Genomic DNA, 18,907 nt, shown 5'->3' with positions numbered 1-18,907 from the left:
CCCTGCGCTTGCTCTTGACAAGTACCTTATGCAGCGAAAATTCGCTGTTTTCGATGAGAATTTCTCGTCGAAGGCGGGAATGCAGGGCCGCCATGGTGCGCCATCGGCGGCGCGCTCTCGCGAGGTCTTCGGGCGCGATGCAGCGCGCGCCCTGCTCCATCTCCGCATCCGGCTGCGCCGGCCGCCATCGGGCCGCGCTGGCGCCGGCAGCGCGGTGAACGAGCGCCGGCGCAGACGCCTCAGTGGACCAGCCGGCGGCGGCTTGCCAGCTCTTCTACAGGCAGACCGGCGAGCAGCTGCGCGAAGTCCTGTGCTGACAGCTCGATACACCTGCCGTCGGCCTCGGTGAACGAAGGCAGAGCAAATGCACCCTTCGAGAGACGCTTATACAAGATCGTGTATCCATTGCGATCCCACCAAAGGGCTTTGAGCCGGTTACGCCTCCTGTTGAGGAACAAGAACAGCGCGCCGCTGGCCGGGTCCAGGCACAGCACTTGCCGGGTGATCGCGGCGAGCCGGTCGAACGCACCACGCAAGTCCACTGGACCGACCGCCAGATAGACGGCTATAGTCGCGGGGGTCACCGTCCCCTCCGCAACGCTTCGAGTGCTTCCACGAGCTCGCGCGCGCCTATCCCACATACCTGCATCCGCGTCCCGTCGGCAAACGCGACGTTGAGCCGCAAAGGCGGCGCCTCGCGGCGCTCCGGGCGCACCACGACGGGTAGGAACGGAATCTGCTGAGCCGCCTTGGGGGCTCTTGGCGACGCACCCTCGTCTGCGCGCTCACCGTCAGCCACCCATCGGTCGGCAGTCATCTTGTGGACACCGAGCTCCGTGGCGATCTCGGTCGGTGTTGCCCCCGAGCGGGAGCGCGCCTTGGCGTAGGCCTCGGCTCGCTCCCGCAGCTCGCTCGGGAATTTCCCACGGCTCTTCTGCTCTCGATACCTCGACAGCTCTGCACGCAGCTGTACCAGCTCCCTGCTTCCTGGCATCGCTCGCTCCTCTTCGCTCGGCGAGGGCACGGCCCTCATCTGGCGTCGCGTAGCGTGCAACCGAATCTGGCCAGGGGAAAGACGCGGTCAGCGGAGCGGCTACCCTCAGGCAGGTGGCCCCGGTAGCCGCTGAGCCGGCTCGCTCGCCCAATGAGTTTCTCGACCCGATCGCGTACGGTGCGGAACTCCGCAAGAAGAGCGCTCTGGCCGTGGGTGGGGACGATCGGACGAGGCAGGGTTGCCTTGGCGCCTCCCCGGCGCCGCGACGGTGGTTTGTTCATGCGTACCATATCGCCACAACTCCGACGTCGGTTGCCTGGCGGAGCAGCAAGTTTCCTAGACCAGCAGTAATTTGACGTGAGCGAGTCGCTCCTTTCGCACAGAGACGCGGTAGTTTTCCCGTGTATGTGCCGCAGGTCCGACCTCGCGTAGCCGAGAGCCGTTCCCTCGTTTTCGACCACCACGACGCCGGCGTGGCGCCGACGCAGCAGAACCTCCGCCCACGAGCGGCTGAGGCGACCATGGCAGACATTGACGAGGGCCTTTCCGCATGACTGCAGGAGGCCCCAAGCCGAATGCGGTGATCGCGGAGGGAGGGCCCGTCCCGTGGCCCCTGCGTGCCCGGCGAACGTACGGCAAGTCGCGACCCGCCGTGCCGTCTTGTCAGAAACGGAATTTCGTCGGCCGAGATAGGCGGAACTTTCCAATCCGGCCGCTGGCATACGCAGGGTCGAAACCCGAGCTCGACCTGGCGACGCCGAGCTCCCCGAGCTCGACCTGGCGACGCCGAGCTCCCCGAGCTCGACCTGGCGACGCCGAGCTCCCCGAGCTCGACCTGGCGACGCCGAGCTCCCCGAGCTCGACCTGGCGACGCCGAGCTCAACGCGAAGGAGCTCCAGCACGTAGCTACGAGGTAGGGCGCTCCTCGCTTCGCACGCCACTCGCCTTTGGCTCCTCGCCAGCAGCTGAGTCCTGCGCCGGGGCCCGCGAGACGTTGCCCTCGACGGGCACAGGAGCAAACGTAGGCCTCCTTATCGCCTCTTCTGCTGCCTCTACTGCCTCTACTGCCTCTACTGCCTCTACTGCCTCTACTGCCTCTACTGCCTCTACTGCCTCTACTGCCTCTGCTGCCTCTGCTGCTTCTGCTGCTTCTGCTGCTGCTTCAGCCGCGTCCGCTTTAACCGCCGCCGCCTCCGACTTAGCCTTCAGCGCTTCAAGCTCCACTTCTTTGATCTTCACTTGATGCGCCACTTTTGCAGCGTCCAGCCGACTCACAAGCACACGAAACTGCTCCATACCACGCCTATACTCTCCAGCAGCCCGACTCTGCGCCTCTTCGATCTTTCCTAGCAACTGAAAACCATCGATGTGATCGGCAGCGACAAAAAGCCAGTTGCCCAGACCGTGAATCTTGTCAAGCGCCTCCAACTTTTTGCTAAGCAACACCCGCAATTTATCAATCACAGGAACCATCAAATCAACAGCTTCGGAACATTTAGCAATATTTTCATCGCTCCAGTCCTCCAGCTTGGCCGGTAGGTCACTCCGCAGCCTGTACACGATCTCCTGAAGTTTGCTCCCTAAGGAAACAATGGAATCGCAAATCTCAAGAAAGCGACGAACCGGCCCGTGCAGAACCCTCTCCGCGTGCATACCGTCCAGAGCCACCTCGACCCGCCTACCAGCCTCTACCACCGACACCGTACCAAGAGCGAGCTTGCGACGAATCTCGACCAGTGTCGGAACAAGTGGAGACGGAGCCACCTCGTTCGACATCCACATAACCACCTGAAGAATCGCAGCAAGAATCGCCCCAACCTGGACGTCAGAGACGACAAAACTTGCGTCTCTTATGAACACAAGCCCCACACCAACCAATGTAACAGCTCTTGGCACAAGGCTCACCAGCGTCGCCACTTCCGAGGTCGCAACGTAGCGGCCAACAACTCTGGCTACTTTGCCAAGGCGCTCCGGGACGAAAGCAACGAGCAGAATCACGATCTGCGCGCCGTACAGTGCGGCAGACGAATACACGTAGTCGCCCAGATCATGCCGCAGCGCAACGAGAACACAAAGCAGCGCCGTGTTCCGCATGAGCTGAGAAAACCAAAGCAGCCGACTTTCGCTAAACACGTACGACAGAAGCCACGCTCGCGCAAACCCACCAGGAGACGACAGAGCACGCCTCAGCCACGAGACCATGTCCCACAATAGCAGCACAGCAACCGAGCTCAGTGCCACGCTCGTCCAGTTCGTAGCCTGTGTGACTTGAGTTAGCAGGAGCCCTAACGCAGCGACGAGGCTTCCCATGAGTGCCCACGCCGACCACCCAGGGCGTCGATGAGCTTCGCTCTCCAACGCGATTTCGTCTCGAATAAGGTCCAGAAGAGTCTTCTTGTCTGGAACGTTGCAGTCGTGGTGAGTGCTGGTGTCACCGTTCGGAAGGGGCTGTCTGTCATCGCGCGGGCCTTCGGTCATGGCCCCCAGGTGGTCCTCCCCCGCTTCCGTCGACACCCCCGACGGCACCAGGAGGCAGGGATGGGACGGAGAAAGAGGAGGGCGTTCACGCCCGAGTTCAAGGCGGAGGCGGTACGGCTGGCGAAGGCGAGCGACCGGAGCATCGGCCAGGTGGCGAAGGACCTCGACCTGACCGAGACGGCGCTGCGCGACTGGATCAAGCGTAGCCGCTCCGCAGAGCGCGTTCCGAAGCGTGCTTGTGGAAGGCGGCCCCGTGCGTACAGTCGCGGTGCGATGACGAAGCGACGGAGCGGGGATGCAGGCGTCGAAGTCCCGAGCCTGACGACAGCGGTGCTGAAGCTGTCAGCACCGCAGGTCGCATGGCAAGGCCGCGAGGACGCCCCCGCCAGGGCGAAGGGACGCCCGCGTCGCGCGGCTGAGCAGGAGGAGGAGCGCGCAGGAGCGGCCGAGGCCGCCGGCGTGCGGCGCCGCAAGACCGCCGCCCAGCCGTCGGCGGAGGAGGTGGGCGAACGGCGGCCGACCCGAGGCGCGGACAAGCAGCGCCGAAGCGAAGCGAACCGAAGGCGCCCCGTCGAGACGAGCTCGACGGTGGCGGGGCGAAGCGACGACAGCACCGGCTCGACGAGCCGACGCACCTCGGCGCGGACGCGGAAAGGACGCGCGCCTGGCTCGGCCGCTCCGGACGCAACGAGCACTGTGGGCGCGACGCAAGCGGGCGACGCGGCGCGATCAGCGGTCGCGGAAGACGAGCCGCGAGCCGGAGATCCGAGCCAGGTCCAGGTACTTGAGCCGCCCCTCGGCGATGAGGCGTTGTCGCGTCGCGACCCAGTTCTTGGGACTCAGGTCGAGGATGCGGCTGAGCGGATAGCTCGGAGCCACGGTCAGGATCTCCTGCAAGTACAGCTCGGGGTCGAGCCCGTGCATCTGGCAGGTCGCGATGAGCGACGTGACGGCACAGGCCCGGACAGCATGCTCGTCGCTGCCGTGGAAGAGCCAGTTGCGTCGTCCCTTGACGACGCGGCGCAGAGCCCTCTCACTGGCATTGTTGTGGATGGGGACCTCCCCGTTGGAGAGGAACTCGCAGAGCGCCTCCCTCTGGTTGTGCAAATAGACCAGCCCTTCGCGCAACGGCGAATGCTCCGGGACGACCTGCCGCTGCGCCTCGACCCAGGCGAAGAGCTTCTCAATCAGCGGTGCGGACTCGCGCTGCCGGATCTCGAGACGCTCGTCCGGGCTGCACGGGGCGCATTCCTCCTCGACGCGGAAGAGCGCCTGGATGGCCTGGAGCGCGAACGCCGCATCCTTGCCCGCCCCGGCCTTGAACGCCTTGAAGAAGCGCCTTCGTGCATGGCTCCAGCAGCCGGCCTCGCGCGCCTTGCCCGGCCCGAACAGCACGTTGTGGTTGGCCGAGGCATCGGCGACGAGCGTCCCCTGGTAGCCGCCGAAGAGCTTCGCGACGGTGGGACCGTCGTACGTCGGTGTATAGCGGAACAGCACCCCATCGCCCGGCGCGACGAGGACGAAGACATGCCCATAGCGGTGCTTGTCCTTGGCCCGGATGGCGGTGCCCGTCGCATCCATGGCGAACCACGACCGCGAGAGCGCGTCGCTCCAGATGGCATCGGCGATGCGCATCGCAATGCCGCCACAGTCGTACTGCCAGCGTGTCATGTTGCCGCGGCCAATGCGGAAGCCGTGGCGCTCCGACTCCACCTCTTGCCTGTAGTATGGCATGTGGTAGTCGAGCTTGTGGACGAACAGGTGGGCCAAGAGGCTCGGATCGGCAAGGCATCTGGCGATCGGGCGCTCCGGCAGCGAGGCGATCTTCACAGGTCCGCCGCTGTCCTCCGCAGCGTCCGACTCGGGCGTGTAGCGTACGAGGACGCCGTCGACGAAGGGGCTTTGCTTGAAGCCCGTGTCCGCGGGGATCCCCAAGAGCTCGTGCTCCCGCACGACGAGGGGCTCGTCGAGCTCGCGCTTGAAGGCCGGCTCTGCGGCTGGCAAAGAAGCAGGCTCCTCGCCCGCTCCGCGGCTCGCCGCCGGTGCCTCCGCCTTGGCCACGTACTTGGGGCGACGCCAGACGATCTCCACGGGGCCGCCGCGCCGGTGGCCGATCACCGAGCTGTCTTCGACGCCCACACGCTCGAAGCGCTCGCTACCTTGGAGCAGCACCTCCGGCGGCAGCGTCTCGATGATCACCCTCGGGATGACACCGATGCGACGGCGCCCGTGCTCGTGGCGCTGAACTCGCTTGCCACCTCCGGGATCCGAGCTGGAGCAGGACTCTGCGGTCCCCCCACGCTCCGCCGGGCTCGCGAGGCCCGGCGGCGGGATGCTGCCGTCGCTCCGATCCGCCTCAGGCGAGGCGCTGTGGGTCTCGGCCTGCGACGAAGCTTGAGCCGGACAGGCGTCTGGCTCGCCGGCCAGCGAAAGCCGCAGCTGGTCAGGCGAGATCTGCTCGGAGACGTGGCGCCGGAACCCGATCTCCAACGTCCGAATCGTCTCCTGCAGCTGTTGATTGTACGCCTTGAGCGACTCGACAGAGCGAGCGAGCTCTTGGGCCTGTTGCTCCGCCGTCGAAAGCTCGGCCAGCTTCGCCTCGAGCTCCTGCACCCGCCGGAGCAGCGCGTCGACCACCGACGCGGGGTCGGCGGGGCTCCCCTGTCCTTGTCCCCTGGCCTGAAGATAGCCGAGCACGAGCGCCGTGCCGTCAAGGCGCTCTGTCTCCGCCGCCTGCGGGAGCTCGGTCTCACCGGGTCGTGTCAAGGCGCGCCATGGATGCCCCCTCCGCTGGCTCCTGGCAAGTACCTTACGCAGGCACTTTTGGCTGTTTTTGATGAGAATCCTTTGTTGAAAATGGGAACGCGGGGCAAACATGGTGCGCCCTCGACGCCGCGCTCTCGCGAGGTCTTCGGGAGGATGCAACTCGCGCCCTGCTCCATCTCCGCATCAGGCTGAGCCGGCTCCGTATCAGGCTGAGCCGGCCGCCATCGGGCCGCGCTGGCGCCGGCAGCGTGGTGGACGAGCGCCGGCGCAGACGCCTCAGTGGACCAGCCGGCGGCGGCTTGCCAGCTCTTCCACGGGTAGACCAGCGAGCAGCTGCGCGAAGTCCTGTGCTGACAGCTCGATACACTTGCCGTCAGCCTCGGTGAACGAGGGCAGAGCAAATGCACCCTTCGAGAGACGCTTGTATAGAATTGTATACCCGTTGCGGTCCCACCAAAGTGCCTTCAGTCGGTTGCGCCTCTTGTTGAAGAACAAGAATAGCGCGCCGCTGGCTGGGTCCAGGCACAGCACCTGCCGGGTGATCGCGGCGAGCCGGTCGAACGCGCCACGCAAGTCCACTGGACCGACGGCCAGATACACGGCTATCGTCGCGGGGGTCACTGCCCCCTCCGCAACGCCTCGATCGCTTCCACGAGGTCGCGCGCGCCTATCCCACATACCTGCATCCGCGTCCCATCGGTAAATGCGACGTTGAGCCGCAAAGGCGGCGCCTCTCGGCGCTCCGGGCGCACCACGACGGGTAGGAACGGAACATGCTGAGCCGCCTTGGTGGTCGCTGGCAACGCACCATCATCTGCGCGCTCACCGCCAGCCACCCATCGGTCGGCAGTCATCTTGTGGACACCGAGCTCCGTGGCGATCTCGGCCGGCGTCGCCCCCGCCCGGGAACGCTCCCTGGCGTACGCCTCGGCTCGGTCTCGCAGCTCGCTCGGGTACTTCCCACGGCTCTTCTTCTCACGATACCTCGACAGCTCCGCACGCAGCTGCACCAGCTCTCTGCTTCCTGGCATCGCACGCTCCTCTTCGCTCGGCGAGGGCACGCCCCTCATCGGACGTCGCGTAGCGTGCAACCGAAGCTGGCCAGGGGAAAGACGCGGTCTGCGGAGCGGCTACGATCAAGCGCGCGGACACCGACGCGGGCCACGGCCCGCCGGGGGCGCTGACGACGCCGGAGCGTGAGGAACTGCAGCGGCTGCGCCGCGACGTGAAGCGGCTGGAGATGGAGCGCGAGATCTTAAAAAAACGGGCATGCGCAGGGGCGCACCCGCGAAGCATGAAAGCCGGTAGACTGCGGGCGCGGATCGCGTCGGGCCAAGGTCGACGCTTACTGGTGTCGTGAGCCCGAAAAAAAACGGACCCGAGCGTCGCATCAGGCACCCCGAATTGTTGCCGTCTCCGCAAGGAGCGAGCACGCCAGGTAAAATCGCCCTTCGCGACGCTCCCCGGCGCCTTTCGCGCTGGAGGTCAAGATGGAGGTCCTGTACGCCCGCTGCTGCGGGCTCGACGTGCACAAGGAGACCGTCGTTGCATGCGTCCGGATCCAGGAGCCCCGAGGCCGCGCAAAGACGACGGTGCGTTCGTTCGGCGCGACCACGGCCGAACTCCTCGAGCTACACCAGTGGCTCACCGAGCAGGGCTGCACGCACGTGGCGATGGAGTCGACGAGCGTCTACTGGAAGCCGGTCTTCAACCTGCTCGAGGGCAGCTTCGAGGTGCTGCTCGCCAACGCGCGGCACATCAAGGCCGTCCCGGGCCGGAAGACCGACGTCAAGGACTGCGAGTGGATCGCCGACCTGCTCGCGCACGGACTCATCCGGGCGAGCTTCATCCCGCCCGCCCCGATCCGGGAGCTGCGGGACATCACACGGCATCGCAAGAGCCTGATCCGTGACAAGGCCACCCTGGCCAACCGCGTGGGCAAGCTGCTGGAGACCGCCAACATCAAGCTGAGCAACGTCGTCTCCGACGTGCTTGGCGTGTCCGGCCGCGCGATGCTCGCGGCGCTCATCGCCGGCGAGCGCGATCCGAAGAAGCTTGCGGCGCTCGCCCGGGGCCGGCTCATCCCCAAGGCCGAGCAGCTTGCCGAGGCGCTGCGCGGTGGATTCTCGAGCCATCACGCGTTCTTGCTGGAGCAGCTCTTGAAGCAGATCGACCATCTCGCCGAGCTGATCGCCGCATGCGACGCCAGGGTCGTCGACCTGTGCCAAGCGCACCGCGAGCCGCTGCAACGGCTCCGGACCATCCCCGGCGTCGCGCAGCGGACGGCCGAGGTCCTGCTGTCGGAGATCGGGCTCGACATGACGCGCTTCCCGACCGCGGGTCACCTCGCCTCCTGGGCGCGGATGTGCCCAGGCAACAACGAGAGCGCGGGGAAACGACGCAGTGGCGCGACCGGCACCGGCAACAACTGGCTGCGCACCACGCTGCTGGAGTCGGCGTGGGCTGCCTCACGATCACGCAAGACGTACCTCGGCGCGCAGTACCGCCGGATCGCGCGCCGCCGTGGGCCCAAACGAGCGGCGACCGCGGTGGCGCACAGCATCCTGGTCATCGCGTTTTACGTTCTGCGCGACGGCGTGGAGTACCGGGATCTCGGGCCAGACTATTTCGACCGCGCCAATGCGGCCAAGCTCACCAAGTACCACCTCCGGCGCCTGGCCGAGCTGGGGTACGAGCTGCCCCAGCCTCGTGCCCAGCCCGGAGCGTAGGCTTTCTAGGTAAAGCGGCGGCCTTCTTCGCGAAGGAAAACGAGTGAGGTTCGAGTTCATCGACGCGGAGAAGGCGCACTACCCGGTGCTGGTACTGTGCGCGGTGCTGCTCGTCTCGCGCAGCGGCTACTACGGGTGGGCCAAGCGCTCGGAGTCCGCGCGGGCCAAGTCCGACGCTCAACTGAGCGCACAGATCAGGGCCGTGCACCACAAGAGCCGTGGCCGCTACGGCAGTCCGCGCATCCACGCGGAACTTCGTGCTCGCGGCATGCGTGTCGGCAAGAAACGGGTCGAGCGGCTGATGCGAGCTCAACGACTCGCGGCTCGGAGGAAGCGGCGCTTCCGCCGCACCACCAACTCGCGGCACAACGGCCCGATCGCCCCGAATGTGATCGAGCGGCAATTCGATGCTCGAGCGCCCAACCAGGTCTGGGTGACGGACGTGACGTACATTCCCACCGGCGAGGGCTGGCTGTACTTGGCCGTGATCCTGGACCTGTTCTCGCGCCGCGTGGTCGGCTGGGCCGCGAGCGCGTTCAACGATCGCGCCCTGGCGCTCACCGCGCTCGCGTTCGCCTTGGGAACGCGGCGGCCGGCGCCTGGGCTGGTGCACCACTCGGATCGTGGCAGCCCCTACGCCAGCGACGACTACCGGCTCGTGCTCGGGACCCACGGGCTCATCCCGAGCATGAGCCGCGCCGGCGACTGCTGGGACAACGCCGTGGCCGAGAGCTTCTTCGCGACGCTGAAGGCGGAGCTGGTCGAGCACGAGCGCTACCCGACGCGAGCGGCCGCCATCGCATCGATCGGAGACTACATCGAGAACTTCTACAACCTGAAACGACGGCACTCACGGCTCGCCTACATGAGCCCGATCGAGTTCGAATTGAAGACCTACGTGACCGCGCGCGCGGCATAGTGAGACTGTCCGCGGAACCGGGGGAGGACCAAGGCTAGCCTAACCGGCGGGCTCCGGCTCGCCGGGAGCTGGACTGGAGGTCGCCGAGACCGCGGGGTCGCTCTAGAAGGCGACGCGTTGCGCGAGCTCGACCCGGCGGCGGGGTCCTACTCTCCAGCCTTGCGGGCCCGGAGGAACGGCACGACGTCGATCGCGCGCGCACGCCGGCGCAGGTCAAGGTGCGGCGGTGCCTCCGGCGCGGGCCAGTCGATCTCGAGGAAAGCGTCCTCGTCTTCGCGGGCGCGCCGGAGCAGCAGCTCGGCACGCCAACAGCAGATCGCGTCGAACCTGAGAACCATCGCCTCCGGCAGGTGGCACCGGTCAGGGCTGAGCCGCTGCGCCTGCGCGATGAGCTTCTCGATCCGCTCGCGCAGGGTGCAGAACTCCGCCAGCAGAGCGTTCTGGCCGGGGGTGGGGTCGGTCGTAAGCGACAGGGTTGCCTTGGCACCTCCTCGGCGCCGCGACGGTAGTTTGGCCAAGCGTACCATGTCGTCACAGCTCGGACGGCGCTTGCGTGCCGTAGCAGCACGTTTCCTGAGGCACTAGCAACTCGACGAGGGGAGCTGCGCCCGTCGCCACCCAGGAGGGCTGCTCAGTGAGCGGTGCGCTGCGCACGATCACGGGTTAGGGCCGGCGGCTCGCACCGCGTCCGCGTCGCCTGTCAAGCGTAACGACGGTCGCTGCACAGTTCCCTCGGTCTGGTACGCAACCGGCGGCACGCGCGCGTCGACCTCCCGAGCATGAACGACCCGCATGACCTTGCCGCCCTGATCGACGCTGTCCTCGCCGACCCCGTCGAGGTACTCGAACTGCCACACCCGACGGCACCGGCCGTGCTGCTAAGGCTCGTTTACGACGAAGGCGGCCCCCTCATCGCGTCCTGGCGCTGCGGAGCGTGGCGCCATGCCGTGGAGGTGGGCGAGGCGTAACCGACGCTACAGCCGTCGCGTCCCCACCCGGGACCGCTGCGCAGGCGCCCTCTTCTTCGACGCTGCCGCCCGCTTTCCGCGGCTTCCGTCGCGTCACCTGCACCTGCACCTGCACCTGCGCCTTGATGCGCGACGCAGCCCGGAGCACCCGGTCCAGCCGCGTCGGAGGGATCAGCGCGTCGAACATGAGCCGCATCCTGCCCGGATCCACCGGTTACCTCTTGCGGCGCGACGGCGCGCGTTTCTTCTGCGCCTTCTTGGGCTTCCTCGTCGTGAGGAGGCGCTTCATTTCCCGCAGCTCGCGCTCCAGAGCGGACTCCGCCCGCGCTGGGCGGCAGACGTACGTCACCCCTCGTGCCGCCCGCCGTCCGCGCTTGGGCGTCGTCGCCCGCGTCTTCCGCAGCGCCCGCTTCCTCGCCGGCCTCGCCGCCGTAGGGGTCGCGCGTGCGGTTCGGGTGCGCACCTTCGCGGCGCGCGCCGTCGGCGCCACCGCGACGGCTTTCCGCGTGATCGCCTTCCGCGCGGCGCTCCGCTTCGGCGGTGATCTCCGCTTCAGCGTGCGCCTCGGCCTCGCGCTGGTCGTCGTCGCGCGCTCCGTCGTGGTCCTCGGCACCGCTGACCGCCCGGCTAGCGGCCTGCTCCCCACGAGCACCAGCCCGCGGCCCCGCGCCCCAGGCGTTCCCGCCGACAGGAGCAGCGGCGCCGGGCGCGCTGGCGGCAGGCGGAACGGCCGCGCCGGGAGCTCGTTCACCTCGGCCTGCACCACGATCGTGCGCCCGCGCCCTCCCTTGCCCTTGCCCTTGCGGCGACGCTTGCCCCCTCCCCCCACGTCGAACATCGGCAACTGCTGCTCTGCCATGACGCCTCCTCGGCTCAGCTGACCCCTTCGAACCAGGGCCGCACCAGGGCGGCCCACACTTTCGGCGCGAGCTCGGTGGCGTGCGCCGCGTGGCTGTAGCGGGCTCCGTAGTCGAGCAGGTGCACCCCGCCGCCTGCCCAGCGGCGCTCGGGCGCGGGCAGGCCCGCCAGGGCGCCCTCCTCCACACTCACCCGGCTCCCGAGCTCGCGCGCGAGCGCAGCCAAGGTCTGCGCCCCGGTCGGGTGCTGCTTGTTCGGCGCGCTGCTCGCCGTGGCCACAAACAGCCGCCCGCCCCCCGCTGTCTCGGCCGCGTAGTCCACAAGCGATCCGATCGGCGCCGCGAGCGCCCGCGCGCGGTCGGTCCACTCCGTCGTGTAGGTCGCGTCCGCGAGCACCACGGCCGCGACCTCGGCCCGATCACGTGGGTCGGCGAGCAGGCGCTTGACGATGTGCCCCCCGGCCGAGAAGGCCGCGAGCACGAGCGGTCCCGGCGGCAGCCTGAGCGCGCGCCGGCAACCCGGGAGGCGCCTCCCGTCGCCGTCCAGCCAGCTGTCCGCGATCTGGCTGCACGAAGGCGACCCGTCGCCGGTACAGGCCCGGTGTATCACGGGCTCGCTGGCGAGCCAGGCGCCCGCGACCTGCGCCGCGCTCACGGGGCCGAGCCATACGACGGCGACCGGGCGCGGCCGCACGTGGACGGAGCTCGTCCGGCCGGGCGGCGCGTTCCCGCTCGGCGTGTCCTGGCCCCGGCGCTTCGCGACGACGGTACCGATCACGCCTGTTGCGAACGCGACCCCGCCCACGGCGACCGCGACCCGGTGGCGTGCGAGCTTGTGCGCTGCCGCCGGCGAGACGCCCATGGCGCGGAAGCGACGGGCCCAGGTCTCCAGTGCCCGCGCCTCGCGGGTCGCGCGCGGCGGAGGCAGCGGCGCGAAGCGCGTCACCGCGGCCTCCGCTTGCGCCGCGTGCCCTCGGTCAGCCGGTGCACCCCGTAAAGAACGAGCCCGCCCGCCGCCGCCCCGGCGCCGAGCTGCACGCCCCGCGGCAGCCCCTTGAAGGCCCGGACCGCCCCCTGCGCCATCTCGGGGAGGGTGTTCGCGCCGATGACCGACGGCGGCAGCCCCACGGCCGTTGCGGCGCGGTCGACCGCCGCGGCGCTCTTCAGCGGCCCCGTCGCCTCCTCGATGTCCGGGGGGCGCACCTGCGGCCCGCCGCCCGCGTAGCCCTTCTCGCGCGCGTAGCTCTCGGCCACCTGGAGGTCGGCCGACATGGCCGCGAGCGCGCTCGCGTCCTCGTCGCCGGTCTCCCACTTCGCCGAGAACTCCCGCCAGGCGTCGAGCTGCCGGCGGACGTTCGGGAGCTTGTCCCCCACGCCCCAGGCGATCAGCGCGTCCCAGCGCCGCCGCAGCTCGGCGTAGGTCTCCTTCGCCTTCTGCGAGACCCACCACGCGCCCACGTCAATGTCGTCGTCGTCGTCGTTGCTCATCGCAGCACCTCCACGAGCCACGGCGGCAACGCGCCGCCGAGAAGCAGTTCCGAGCCCCGCGCGAGCTCGTCCACCAGGTCGATCTCCTCGCTGTCCCGCGTCGCTTTGCGGTGCACCGGCGCCCAGAGCTGCGACCAGTCCTTGTGCACGTCGTCGTGGACGCGGCCCGGCGTCTGCCACACGCCGCCGCCCTCTCGCCGCAGGCCGTAGCTCACCGCCTGGCGCTCCCTGAGCCCCGGCTCGAGGATCCACTCCTTCCAGGGGCCGTCGAGCAGCGCGGCGGACTTGGGCCCGATCCGCTTGCTCCACTCGCGCGCCTGCGCCTCGAGCGTCGGGTAGCGGTCGAGCAGCGCAGGTAAGCCAGGGGGGGCGAGCGGCGCGAGCACCACCCGGCGCACCGCCGCCCGCCAGCGGGCGTCGCAGATCGCGCGCGTGGGCGGGAGGTAGTGCGACACCCGGCAGAGCTCGAGCGCCTCGCGGAAGGCGACCGGCAGCCGCACGCCTCGCACGCTCAGGGCGTCGGTCGCCACGCGGAGCCGGTACGGGCCGAGCTCCAGCTCGGACCAGTACACGTTGTCCACGAGCCCGTCTTTCCACCCCTCCACCACGCCGGGCAGCGGCGGGACGGCAGGCGCTCCGGCCACGGCGGCGCCCTGGTCGGGCAGCGACCACGGGCGCTCATCGTTCCGGGCCTCGGCACGAACCGAGACATGGAGGTGACGCGTGTGCGGGTTCGTCCCGTCGTACGGGCGCCACGCGCCTCCCTGGACCTGGCGGTTCGCGATCCGCTTGTTCCAGATCACGTACGTGACGCGCGGATCGGTGAGGAGCCGCTCGGCCAGCGCGTCGAGGTCGGGGCCGCGCTCGGGGTCGTGCGTCACGTCGAGGGCGTTGCCCTCGTTGTGGTCGCTCTTCCTCGCCTGGTGCCCGGCGTCGCCCAGTAGACCGTCGCTCGCGCGGCTCCGGCCCGGCCAGCGCTCGTTGAGCTGGCGCACGAGCACCCGCAGCGCCGGAGCCACCTGCGCGGGCGGTGCCGCTGGCCGACCGGAGACCTGGGGCGCGGAACGCGCTGCCTGCGCTGCGGGTGGCGGAGCGTCGACCAGCTGCCCCCCGATCGTGACCCACTTGCCCTTGGCGCGGCCCTCGACCGCGCGCACGGCGCGCTCGACGTCGGCCCACGTGAAGTGGCCTTTCTTCTCGGGGTCGAAGCCGGGATTCGCAGCGTAGACAGCGCCCTTGGTCAGGACCGCGCCCGGCACCACGGGCTCTTTGCCGTCCCGCACCGCGATCTGCGCTTCGAGCGGCAGGCGGGCAGCGGCGGGCAGGAAGTTGCGCTTGTACAGATCGAACGCGGTCCACGCCGGCGAGCGCCCCTCGAGTCGGGCAAAGAAGGGGCGCACGAGCTCGCGGAGCTGCCGCTCGGCGCTCCACGTGCGCACAGCCCACACGCGCTCGGCGGTGTCGAGCCCCGGCAGCTTCGCGCCCACCGTCACCTGGTTCAGCCCCGCGCGCGGCGTCCCCGTGGCTTTGCGCGGCGCTCCTGGATCCCAGCCGCTCTCGAGCTCGATCACCGTCGCCAGCGCAGCCGGCGCCAGGCCGAGCTCGTAGGCGACCTCGAGCAGTGTCCTGCGCACCGCGGGCGTCGCGCTCACGAGCCCGGCGAAGGCCGGCGCGACGGGCGTATCCTCGTCGGCAGCCTCGTCCGGCGTGCCGGCGCCGAGAGCGCGCCGCGCCCGGTGCCGGACGTACGCGAGCCCCGCGGGGAGCCCCGCGGTGGCCACGTAGCCCAGGCCGGCGAGGATCGTCAGCGGTTCCACAGCGTCCGCACCCGCGTCCAGAGCTCGCGCACCCGCGGCGCCACCTCCCGCCCGAACTGCTCGACCTCCGCGACCACGGCCGCGACCTCCGGATCGAGGAGCACCGGTGGAAGCCCCGCGCAGAACGCCTGGACCTCGACCGCCGGTTCGGGCGCCGGGGCCTCGGGCGCACGGGCGCGCTCCTCGCTCCCCTTCCCCTTGCGCCCGTCCCGGACCGTCTGCGGAGGCTCGCGGATCTCCTGCTCTCCCGGCGCAGCCTTGGCTTCGCTCTGCACCTCCGCGGGCGCGCTGTCCGCACGGTGCTTGCCCGTCTCTTCCACCGCGCCGCAGCTCGCACACATGCGATGCCCGTTCACGAACGTCTGCGGACCACTGCACACAGGACACATCATGAGATCACCCTCTTTCGGTCTTCCCTTCGACCGTCTCAAAGCAACGTCCCAGACTGCCAGTACCCCTGCACCTCGATCTCGGACTCCGGCGCGAGGCTTACGGGGCAGATCACGTTGGGCGTGAGAGCGTAGTCACCCACGGTCATCTCGCCGCTGATGAGCCGAAACCGATTGGCGAACGGCGGGAAGCGCACCTCCTGCCCTTTCTCGTAGAAGTGCGTCAGCCAGAAAGACTGTGGCTCGATCCACGCGCCCGCCTCGTCTTCTGCCGCCCACACCTCCACCTTCCACCTGCCCCTTCCCCCCTTCAGAAACAGGTCCCCTCCGGTGGGGAGGTAGTAAGCGCCGCAGTCGCTCCACAGCTCGACCCGCTCAGCGGGCGCCGCAATCGCCTCGACCGCGAGCGGCCCCCTGCGCGGGAGCACCCAGCGGCAGTGGAGCTTATAGCCCTCGCCGTCGTAGGCGCGGCCCCTGTCCGTCTTCTGCGCGCGCACCCAGACGCGGACAGGCGTGCACCACGACTTAACGAGGAGCGGGCCCTGGTTCAGCGCGGCGTCTTCGATGACGATCGGGCCCATGGCTCACCTGACCGCGCACGTGCCCGGGCAGCCGACGCGCTCGGCCAGCCCCTCGACGTCGTCTGCCCACCCCTCGAAGTCGAACAGGTCGAACGTGTCGCCGAACTCCTCCTCCTCATGCTCGGCCCGGACGCGCTGTCGCCGCGCGCGCTCGGGCGCGGGAGCGGTCTCCTGGGGAGCAGCCTGCGTCGGCGACGTCGGCGCAGGCGGCGTCGGTGCCGTCGGAGCTGCCCCCGGACGCGTGTCCTCCAGCGGCAGCCGGTAGTTGAGCTTGCGCAGCGCCACGGCCGCCGCGAGCAACCGAGCGCGATCCGCCGGTGCCGGGTCCTTGGCTGCGGGGGTCGCGAGCCGACGCCGGATCGCGCGCTGCACGTTGGGGTCGGGGCTCGACACCGCAGCGAGCGCCGCGTGCGCCTTAGCCTCCTCCGAGGCCGGCGGCGCCGCCTTCATCGCCTGCTGCGCGGCCGCGTGCACCGCCGTCGCGTCGCTCCGCTTCGGGTCCTTCGGGTGCGGGCGCTTGGCCTTCTTGGCTGCCTGCTCCGCCTGCCCGACCGCCGTTGCGACCGCACCTGTGGCCACCGCCACGCCAGCTCCTGCCGCGGGCGTCGCGACCGCCCCGACCACGACCGACGCGACGGCGCCCACCACGCGTACGACGTCGTCCCACAGGCCCACGTCCTCGGCGTCCTCGGGCGGCGTGGCGCCGCCGGCCTGCACGAGCTCCGCGCCGCCCTCCTCGCCCGTGCCCGCCACCCCGCCCTCGCCCTGCTCGGCAGCGGCGAGCTCGTCCAGCGCCGCGCGCCGCAGCTCCTCCGCCTCGGCAGGCGGCAGCGTCGCCGACACGCGCTCGACCTCCGCGAGCACCTCCCGGCGGAGGGCCTCTTGCTCGCTGCGTGCGAGCGCCGCCACGGGCACGTCGACGCTGCGCAGGGCCAGGCGCGCGGCGGTGCCGCCGCGACCGGCGACGCGACGCAGCGCCGCCTTGAGGCGCTCTGCGGCCGGCGGCCGGATCTGGGCTCGCGCAGCGCCCTCGTACGCCGTCGCCGGCGGCTTCGGCATGCCCCCCGTCACGCTCGGGTCGTCGACTCGGCCCGCGTCGTCGATGAGGAAAACATGAAAGCCGCGGCCGTTGGCCGCGCGGACGCACCCCACCCAGCGGCCCCGATGCCCACCCGCTGCGCGCGTCAGCCCGTCGCAGTCGTCTCCGCCCTTGTGCCGCACCTCCTCCGGCGCCGCGAAGTAGTCGCCGCCCTGGTCGGGCACGTACCGCAGACCCTTGAGCGAGACCTTGACGCCACGGCGGATGTCCGCGCGGACGAGCGCCGCCAGGACCTCGGCGATCGCCTGCGGGTCACGCGGGATGGAGACCGTGGGCCGAATGCCCGCGGCGCGGCCGATCTCCTCCACTCTGCGGGCGCGCTCGTTCGGGTTCGCCGCTGTCCCTCCGCTCACGTCATCCGGCAGGGGCGCGGTGTCCTCGTCGTGCCAGTCCTGTTGCCGCATCGCTGTTGCCCTCCGTGTCCGATCCCGACCTTGCCGCGCCCTTCAGCCCCTCACTTGAACTTGAACCGCGGCCGCGCCTTCGGCGTCAGCGTCCGGCGGCGCTTCGCGGCGTTGAGCAGCTCGCGCGTGAGTCCCCGGAAGTCGAGCTCTCCCACGCCCGGCAGGAAGATCCGACCCGTCGAGCACTGCCGCTCGAAGTAGAGCAGCGTGATCCCGTAGAACGGCACGGCCGGCGCGTTGGCCGGAGCGTCGAGGTAGACGGAGCAGGTGAACTCCGTGTCGTCGCCGAAGGCCTTGCCGATCAGCGACGCAAGGGGCGTGTCCTTGGTGATGAGCTCCGTCCTGAACTGCGTCAGCGAGATGTCCTGCGGATAGGCCTTCGCTCGGTCGTCGCTGAAGCCGAGCGAACCGCCCACGATGCAGAAGCGCTGCGCGCAGTCGACAGGGTCGGTGCGGACGCCGAAGAACGTCATCGTCTTCGTGAATTTGAACGGCGTCCCCTGCCGTGCGCCGTTGACCCGCGGCCGGAGGTCGTAGACCTGTCCCGCTTGGCACGGCGTACCCCGGTCGGTCGCGTAGAGCGTGACCGAGCTGTTCGGGCGCTGCTCGGCCGCCACGAGGCGGGTCGCGCCCACCGTCGCGTACGCCTTCTCGAGCGCCGCGTTCGACTTCGCGAGCTTGCGCGCGACGGCCTGCGCCACCTCCCTGCTGATTCCCGCTTTTTTCTGGACGTACGCCCCCACCTCGTCCTCGTCGGCCAAGAGGAGCCCTTCCACCTCGTCGTCGTCCTCGTCGTCGAGAGCCTCCGCGATGCCCTCCACCGCGTCATCGAACCTCACGCCGATCGCCTCGTACGTCTCTTCCAGATCCCTGTCCCTCATGACGTGCCTCCAAGGCCCGCGGCCCAGTCGAGCATCGCGAGCCAGTCCTCTGTCCCCACGCGCGCCTGGAGGCGCGCGCACAGCTCTTCGTCCTCCAGCACCTTCTCGAAGCCTCTCTTGACCGGCGCGAGCTTCGGATCGGCGGTCCCCCCCGGGAGCAGCTCCGTCACCCGCTGGAGCGGCACGCCGAGGAGCTTGTAGAGCTCCTGCTCGCGCGCATTCGCGGTCCGGAGCTTCTCGATCGCGATCTCCTTCTGCCCCTGGACGATGGCGAGCGAGGCGTTCGTCGCTGCCGCCTTGGTGAGGAGCTCGTTGGCGGCCTCCAGGCGGTCGTAGAGCGCAGCGATCCTCTCGTCCCTCTCCTTGATCGCCGCCTCGCGGGCCTGAACGGTCCGCTCCAGCGAGTCGATCTGCGCGCGCGCGTCCGACGCGCCGCGGCTGTACGCCTGCGCGAGCTCCCCGGTGAGGAGGTGAACATCGACGTTCACCGACTGCTGCGTGACCATCGACGACGAGCTGCGCGCCTTGCCGCTCACG

At 69.5% G+C, this 18,907-nt stretch carries 18 protein-coding genes and 2 pseudogenes; 4 read left to right on the top strand and 16 right to left on the bottom strand.

The genetic code is table 11. From position 1 onward, the window contains the following. Positions 1–239: 239 nt before the first annotated feature. The 3 genes from tnpB (NQZ70_RS12880) to NQZ70_RS12870 form a co-directional block, all read right to left on the bottom strand. Positions 240–584: an IS66 family insertion sequence element accessory protein TnpB gene (gene tnpB, locus NQZ70_RS12880; protein WP_165373740.1), complete on the bottom strand. Its 345-nt coding sequence runs from the start codon at positions 582–584 to the stop codon at positions 240–242. Continuing rightward, positions 581–994 carry a helix-turn-helix domain-containing protein gene (locus NQZ70_RS12875; RefSeq protein WP_129572567.1) on the bottom strand — a complete coding sequence of 138 codons (414 nt, stop codon included), beginning with the start codon at positions 992–994 and terminating at the stop codon, positions 581–583. The genes tnpB (NQZ70_RS12880) and NQZ70_RS12875 overlap by 4 nt, the downstream gene beginning before the upstream one ends. A 906-nt stretch (positions 995–1,900) precedes the next feature. After that, complete coding sequence (locus tag NQZ70_RS12870; RefSeq protein WP_129574489.1) at positions 1,901–3,127, bottom strand: hypothetical protein; 1,227 nt, start codon at positions 3,125–3,127, stop codon at positions 1,901–1,903. A gap of 405 nt (positions 3,128–3,532) precedes the next feature. Between NQZ70_RS12870 and NQZ70_RS12865 the strand changes: the two are divergent. After that, positions 3,533–3,691, top strand: a pseudogene (locus tag NQZ70_RS12865) (transposase); the annotation flags it as partial. A gap of 510 nt (positions 3,692–4,201) precedes the next feature. Here the strand turns inward: NQZ70_RS12865 and tnpC are convergent. From tnpC to NQZ70_RS12850, 3 genes are all read right to left on the bottom strand, one after another. Beyond that, positions 4,202–6,238 (bottom strand): IS66 family transposase, encoded by a 2,037-nt coding sequence (tnpC, locus tag NQZ70_RS12860; RefSeq protein ID WP_165373930.1) that lies wholly within the window; start codon positions 6,236–6,238, stop codon positions 4,202–4,204. 276 nt (positions 6,239–6,514) lie between these two features. Then, complete coding sequence (gene tnpB / locus NQZ70_RS12855) at positions 6,515–6,916, bottom strand: IS66 family insertion sequence element accessory protein TnpB (protein WP_129574487.1); 402 nt, start codon at positions 6,914–6,916, stop codon at positions 6,515–6,517. Continuing rightward, positions 6,856–7,269 carry a helix-turn-helix domain-containing protein gene (locus NQZ70_RS12850; RefSeq protein WP_129572580.1) on the bottom strand — a complete coding sequence of 138 codons (414 nt, stop codon included), beginning with the start codon at positions 7,267–7,269 and terminating at the stop codon, positions 6,856–6,858. The genes tnpB (NQZ70_RS12855) and NQZ70_RS12850 overlap by 61 nt, the downstream gene beginning before the upstream one ends. A 459-nt stretch (positions 7,270–7,728) precedes the next feature. On the opposite strand from NQZ70_RS12850, the gene NQZ70_RS12845 reads away from it, so the two are divergent. Continuing rightward, on the top strand, positions 7,729–8,967 hold the full coding sequence (locus tag NQZ70_RS12845; protein ID WP_129572563.1) for an IS110 family transposase: 1,239 nt from the start codon (positions 7,729–7,731) through the stop codon (positions 8,965–8,967). Between the two features lie 34 nt (positions 8,968–9,001). After that, positions 9,002–9,886 (top strand): annotated as a pseudogene (locus NQZ70_RS12840) (IS3 family transposase); the annotation flags it as partial. Between the two features lie 146 nt (positions 9,887–10,032). Here the strand turns inward: NQZ70_RS12840 and NQZ70_RS12835 are convergent. After that, positions 10,033–10,413, bottom strand: a complete 381-nt coding sequence (locus NQZ70_RS12835; RefSeq protein ID WP_129574486.1) for a hypothetical protein — start codon at positions 10,411–10,413, stop codon at positions 10,033–10,035. 252 nt (positions 10,414–10,665) lie between these two features. Between NQZ70_RS12835 and NQZ70_RS12830 the strand changes: the two genes are divergently transcribed. Next, on the top strand, positions 10,666–10,854 hold the full coding sequence (locus tag NQZ70_RS12830; RefSeq protein WP_129574485.1) for a hypothetical protein: 189 nt from the start codon (positions 10,666–10,668) through the stop codon (positions 10,852–10,854). 214 nt (positions 10,855–11,068) lie between these two features. On the opposite strand, the gene NQZ70_RS12825 is transcribed toward NQZ70_RS12830, so the two are convergent. The 9 genes from NQZ70_RS12825 to NQZ70_RS12785 are packed head-to-tail and all read right to left on the bottom strand — an operon-like array spanning position 11,069 to position 18,906. Beyond that, a complete protein-coding gene (locus NQZ70_RS12825; RefSeq protein ID WP_129574484.1) occupies positions 11,069–11,713 on the bottom strand; it encodes a hypothetical protein in 645 nt (214 codons plus the stop codon). 14 nt (positions 11,714–11,727) lie between these two features. Continuing rightward, positions 11,728–12,657 (bottom strand): hypothetical protein, encoded by a 930-nt coding sequence (locus NQZ70_RS12820; protein ID WP_129574483.1) that lies wholly within the window; start codon positions 12,655–12,657, stop codon positions 11,728–11,730. Then, the gene (locus tag NQZ70_RS12815; RefSeq protein ID WP_129574482.1) at positions 12,654–13,199 is read right to left on the bottom strand and encodes a hypothetical protein; all 546 of its coding nucleotides are present in this window, start codon (positions 13,197–13,199) and stop codon (positions 12,654–12,656) included. Before NQZ70_RS12815 ends, NQZ70_RS12820 begins: the two co-directional genes overlap by 4 nt. Further along, the gene (locus tag NQZ70_RS12810) at positions 13,196–15,016 is read right to left on the bottom strand and encodes a hypothetical protein (RefSeq protein WP_129574481.1); all 1,821 of its coding nucleotides are present in this window, start codon (positions 15,014–15,016) and stop codon (positions 13,196–13,198) included. Before NQZ70_RS12810 ends, NQZ70_RS12815 begins: the two co-directional genes overlap by 4 nt. Further along, a complete protein-coding gene (locus NQZ70_RS12805) occupies positions 15,004–15,408 on the bottom strand; it encodes a hypothetical protein (protein ID WP_129574480.1) in 405 nt (134 codons plus the stop codon). Before NQZ70_RS12805 ends, NQZ70_RS12810 begins: the two co-directional genes overlap by 13 nt. A gap of 35 nt (positions 15,409–15,443) precedes the next feature. Next, on the bottom strand, positions 15,444–15,986 hold the full coding sequence (locus tag NQZ70_RS12800; protein ID WP_129574479.1) for a hypothetical protein: 543 nt from the start codon (positions 15,984–15,986) through the stop codon (positions 15,444–15,446). Between the two features lie 3 nt (positions 15,987–15,989). Beyond that, positions 15,990–17,489, bottom strand: coding sequence for a hypothetical protein (locus NQZ70_RS12795; protein ID WP_129574478.1), 1,500 nt, complete (start codon positions 17,487–17,489; stop codon positions 15,990–15,992). A gap of 50 nt (positions 17,490–17,539) precedes the next feature. Next, positions 17,540–18,370, bottom strand: a complete 831-nt coding sequence (locus NQZ70_RS12790; protein WP_129574477.1) for a hypothetical protein — start codon at positions 18,368–18,370, stop codon at positions 17,540–17,542. Next, complete coding sequence (locus NQZ70_RS12785) at positions 18,367–18,906, bottom strand: hypothetical protein (RefSeq protein WP_129574476.1); 540 nt, start codon at positions 18,904–18,906, stop codon at positions 18,367–18,369. Before NQZ70_RS12785 ends, NQZ70_RS12790 begins: the two co-directional genes overlap by 4 nt. Position 18,907: the final 1 nt, after the last annotated feature.

The organism is Sorangium sp. So ce836, from assembly GCF_028553905.1.
Classification (GTDB): Bacteria; Myxococcota_A; Polyangia; order Polyangiales; family Polyangiaceae; genus Sorangium; species Sorangium cellulosum_D.
This window is presented reverse-complemented; position numbering and strand designations above follow the sequence as displayed.